The 5044-nt window shown below is 35.0% G+C and carries 4 protein-coding genes; 3 read left to right on the forward strand and 1 reads right to left on the reverse strand.

Translation table 11 applies throughout. From position 1 onward, the window contains the following. Nucleotides 1-888 (forward strand): serine hydroxymethyltransferase (locus tag HRT72_12200; GenBank protein ID NQY68465.1); only part of this gene is annotated, 888 nt, incomplete at its 5' end. 53 nt (nt 889-941) lie between these two features. Here the strand turns inward: HRT72_12200 and HRT72_12205 are convergent. Continuing rightward, nucleotides 942-2465: a fused MFS/spermidine synthase gene (locus tag HRT72_12205; protein NQY68466.1), complete on the reverse strand. Its 1524-nt coding sequence runs from the start codon at nt 2463-2465 to the stop codon at nt 942-944. A 107-nt stretch (nt 2466-2572) separates the two neighbouring features. On the opposite strand from HRT72_12205, the gene HRT72_12210 reads away from it, so the two are divergent. Both HRT72_12210 and HRT72_12215 read left to right on the forward strand, forming a co-directional pair. Further along, complete coding sequence (locus HRT72_12210) at nt 2573-4783, forward strand: bifunctional (p)ppGpp synthetase/guanosine-3',5'-bis(diphosphate) 3'-pyrophosphohydrolase (protein ID NQY68467.1); 2211 nt, start codon at nt 2573-2575, stop codon at nt 4781-4783. Between the two features lie 64 nt (nt 4784-4847). Further along, on the forward strand, nt 4848-5044 hold a 197-nt coding region (locus tag HRT72_12215), incomplete at its 3' end, for a transcriptional repressor (protein NQY68468.1).

A 5044-nucleotide genomic window follows, 5' to 3' on the forward strand; every position in this document is an offset into this window, starting at 1 on the left:
AAACACTACAACACTACATTTTATGGTGTAGACGAAGAAACAGGAACTGTTAACTACGATAAAATGGAAGAGACTGCTATTAGAGAGCAGCCTAAATTAATTATCTGTGGTGCGTCTGCTTACTGTAGAGACTGGGATTATGCAAGATTTAGAGAAATCGCTGATAAAGTTGGTGCTGTTTTAATGGCAGATATCGCTCACCCAGCCGGTTTAATTGCTTCTGGTCACTTAAACGATCCTACTCCATATGTACACATCTTAACTACTACAACTCACAAAACATTAAGAGGGCCAAGAGGCGGTGCTATTATGTTGCCAAAAGATTTTGAAAATCCATTCGGATTGAAAAACAAAAAAGGTGAGTTGAGAATGATGTCTTCTATTTTAGATGGCGCTGTATTCCCTGGAACACAAGGTGGACCTTTAGAGCACGTAATTGCTGCTAAAGCGGTTGCATTTGGCGAGGCATTGACGCCAGAGTTTAGAGATTATAGCAAACAAGCTATGCTTAATGCTAAAATCATGGGAGAGCAATTCGTTGAGAAAGGATATAAAATTATATCTGGCGGAACGGATAACCACTGTTTACTTATTGATTTAAGATCTAAAGGACTGAATGGTAAAATCGCTGAAAATACATTAGTAAAAGCTGATATTACTGTAAACAAAAACATGGTGCCTTTCGATACAGCATCTCCTTTTGTAACTTCAGGAATTAGAGTTGGTACACCAGCACTTACTTCAAGAGGAGTAAAAGAAGGTGATATCCCAGCAATTGTTGACTTCATGGATAGAGTTCTTATGAACCCGGATGATGAATCAGTAATTGCTACTGTAAGAGGTGAAGTAAATGAGTTAATGAGCATCAGACCTTTGTTCGCTTATTAATCACCTGTAAATATTTAAAAAAGGAGCCTTGTGCTCCTTTTTTTTTGCCCTGATTATTTCAATAAGGGGATTCTATTATCTTCAAAATATTCTATTGTGGTATTAAGGTAGCCTCTTCTCCAAGTAAGATTAGCTTCTTGATTTAGATATTCCATCAGTAGATTATCATCAGTAATAATCGCATCCTGACTTGTCAGAACATTACATTCTTGAAATCCATGTGAATTCAATACACCCAAATAGTCCTCAGGAGAATCATACGTACTCTGGGCAACAATAATAAGGTTCCCACCATTCTCCTTTATCCCATTTGATGCAAATGTCACCCTAAATCCAGATCCTCTAAGCGTTTCAATAATGGATCGATTAGCACTTCCAAATTCACCTTCAATAAATCCATTTCCATTTACTATTAGTATTCCATCTGCATTTAAATTATTTCGAATTTTCATCATGCTCTCTATCGTTATAATGTGAGATGGGTTTACTTCACCTTTAAACACATCAAAAACAATCACATCGAATGTTTCATCTAAAATATTCAAATGATGACGGGCGTCATCGTTAATTAACTTTACATGCTCACTCACTCCAAAGTACCTTTGTGAGATATTTATCATTCGCTGATCAAATTCTATTGCCGTAATGCTTCTAAGATCATTTTCTATTACTTTTACAATGGCTCCTCCCCCAAGTCCTAACAACAATATATCCTTTGCTTTTTCCTTAGACGCAATTACCTGCCCTATCTTATTTACATATTGATCATATTGTGGCTCCTTCCCCTCAACTGTGCTTATCTGCGTTTGATTGGTTTTATTTGTGTACACCTTTAACACCTTCGTTGAATCAATATTTTCTTCAATCACAATAATCTCACCCAAGACACCACTTAAGCGTTCTTTTACTATTGAATTATTAATGGTGTCAATGTTCTCATTTCTATCGAAATAAATTACAATGGGCACAATAGCCAAAGCAGTAAATGCACTTTTCTGCATCAACAAAAGAGTAAATGAAAAAGCAATTAATCCCACTGATAACCATATCATTGGAGTTAATAAACCGAATTCTGGTATAAAATAGAATCCAAAAAGAAAAGTAGATACTACCCCACCCAGAGTAGATACAAGATATATGCTTCCAGCAACTTTACCCGCCTTCATATCTTCTTTATGCAACTCTTTAATAATCAACGGAGATATTGCACCTAACAAAATCATAGAGGGCAATACTATCTTCAGAACTTCCACCAAACATGAAAACAATAATGCAGTAGACGAAGCATAATAAAACTGATCAATTTTATAATAAGAAATCCATAATACAGATATGGCACCCAACATTAACAGTATTAACGCCAAATTTTTCACGAATAACTTTTCAGATAACCTGGCTCCTGCGAAGTAACCAATAGACAAACACATCAATATTACAGATAAAACAATTACCCAAACAATTGTACTGGAGCCAAATAAAGAGGTCATCATCTTTCCTGCTACCAACTCTACAGCCATCACTGTAAAGCCCTCAATAAAGGCAATACTGATTAAAATAAATGAACCTAACCTGAACATGACACTTGTTTACTCGTTACTAATTAATGGGTCTAAGAATAAATAAACTAATTTTATTATTACTACATAGTATTTAAACCGAAGGAGAATTAAAAGTAGTATTCTGCATTAAAGATTTTACCAATTTGAAGATTGATTTAGCACAAGAGAAAAAAGAAATCCTAAAAAGCTATAGGACGCTTTTAAAATCTTACAAAGGCAAGCTTGAAAAAAGCGACAAAGTAATGATTCGTAAGGCTTTCGACCTTGCCTTAGATGCGCATAACGGAATGCGTAGAAAATCTGGCGAACCTTATATCTATCACCCCATTGCTGTAGCTCAAATTTGCTCAAGCGAAATAGGACTTGGAACTATTTCAATTGTAGCGTCTTTACTTCATGATACAGTCGAAGATACTGAAGTTACTCTAGGAGATATCGACGCCATGTTCGGACCTAAAGTTGCAAAAATCATAGATGGATTAACAAAAGTCTCTAGCGTCTTCGACAAATCAGATTCTCTTCAAGCTGAGAATTTCAGAAGAATGCTACTTACAATATCTGATGATGTACGAGTGATCTTAATAAAGCTTGCAGATCGCCTTCACAACATGAGAACTCTCGATTCAATGAGAAAGGATAAGCAGCTAAAAATTGCGTCAGAAACTCTATTCCTATATTCTCCCTTAGCCCATAGGTTTGGCATGTACGCTATTAAAACAGAGCTAGAAGATCTTGGACTTAAATACACCGAACCGGATGTTTATAACGATATCTCATCCAAATTAGAAAAAACAAAAACCGTTAGAACTAGGTTTATTAATCGATTTTCATTGCCAATAAAAAAGGCAATTAAAAATGAGCACCTAGACTTTCAAGTTAAAATCAGACTTAAATCAATCTATTCCATTTGGAATAAGATGAAAAAAAAGAACATCAATTTTGATGAAGTATATGACATCTTCGCAATTCGAATTATCATTCAGTCAAGAGAAAATAATGAAAAAGCCGACTGTTGGAAAATATATTCAATTGTAACTGACCATTACTACCCTAATCCAGATCGGCTCCGTGATTGGATTACAACGCCTAAAGCAAATGGTTATGAGTCGTTGCATACAACAGTAATGAGTCCAACAGGAAAATGGGTAGAAGTCCAGATTCGATCCGAAAGAATGGATCACATTGCTGAAAAAGGATATGCTTCACATTGGCAATACAAACAATCTGAAGGAAAATCTAAATTTGATGACTGGATGGCTCGAATAAGGGAAGCTTTTGAAAGTCCAGATACAAATGCCGTTGATTTTGTAGATAATTTCAAGATGAACCTATTGACAGATGAAATCTTCGTCTTCACCCCTGCCGGTCATCTACTTAAGCTCCCAAAAGGAGCTACAGCATTAGACTTCGCCTTTGAGATTCACAGTCAACTAGGAATTAACTGCCTTGGTGCTAAAATTAATCATCAGCTTGTTCCCCTAAGTCATAAATTAAGGAGTGGTGATCAAATAGAGATTGTTACCTCCACTAAGCAAACGCCGAAAAACGAATGGCTTGATTACGTTGTAACTACTAAAGCAAAATCAAAAATAAAAAGTGTTCTAAAAAAGAAGGAAACAAGATTCGTTAAAGCCGGACAAAAGAAACTTGAAAAACTTTTCCGGACGCATAAAATATCTCTTAATAATCAAAACATCAATGTGTTAATGGACTACTACAAGACAAATTCAAATGTTGAGTTTTATTATAATATTTCAATGGGAAAAATCAATCTAGAGAACTTTAATGCCTTTAATATTAATAAGGGAATGATTGAATTAACTACTGAATCCATTAAGAAAATGGAATCTCTTGAGGAAATCGTAAAAACAGCTAGGGGAAAATCAGGTCAACTCATTGTAGGTGATGGTATTGACACATTCGAATACAATCTATCTTCCTGTTGTAATCCAATTCCTGGAGATAAAGTATTTGGCTTTATCACAGAAGATGAAATCAAAATACATCGAATTAATTGCCCAAATGCAACCCAATTAATGTCTAACTATTCATACCAAGTAGTTAGAGCAAAATGGACCGATCAAGAGCTAATTGCTTTTCTGGTAGGGCTTCAATTAACAGGAATCGATGAAATCGGAATGGTTAACAGTATAACACAAGTTATCTCATCTGAACTAAACGTAAACATACGATCAATGCATTTTGATAGTCATGATGGAATATTTGAAGGATCAATCATGGTGTATGTCGACAACACGAAACACTTAGAAAGCATGATCGGTAAATTGAAAAAAATTAAGGGAATGAACATCGTTTCCCGTTTAGATGCCAAGTAGATCTTTCTGCTTTATTTTAAACTGAATAAGATCAATTTTATTACCTTTAACCTTTAATCAACCGATGGTCGAGAAGTCTACATCTGAGGACATAGTTAAGGAAATTTTTACTCTTTATTTAGAGGGAAATGGCCATAGAAAAACACCCGAAAGATTTGCTATCCTAGAAGAAATTTACAAGAAAAATAATCATTTTGATATTGATGAATTATTGACTTCTATGAACGCAGAAGGATTCAAAATCAGCAAAGCAACGTTGTA

The sequence above is a fragment of the Flavobacteriales bacterium genome (assembly GCA_013214975.1).
Lineage (GTDB): Bacteria > Bacteroidota > Bacteroidia > DT-38 > DT-38 > DT-38.

What these genes read in the sequence shown, in the direction of transcription:
- HRT72_12205 (NQY68466.1), bottom strand. Translation starts at nt 2,465, where the DNA reads ATGTTCAGGTTAGGTTCATTTATTTTAATCAGTATTGCCTTTATTGAG.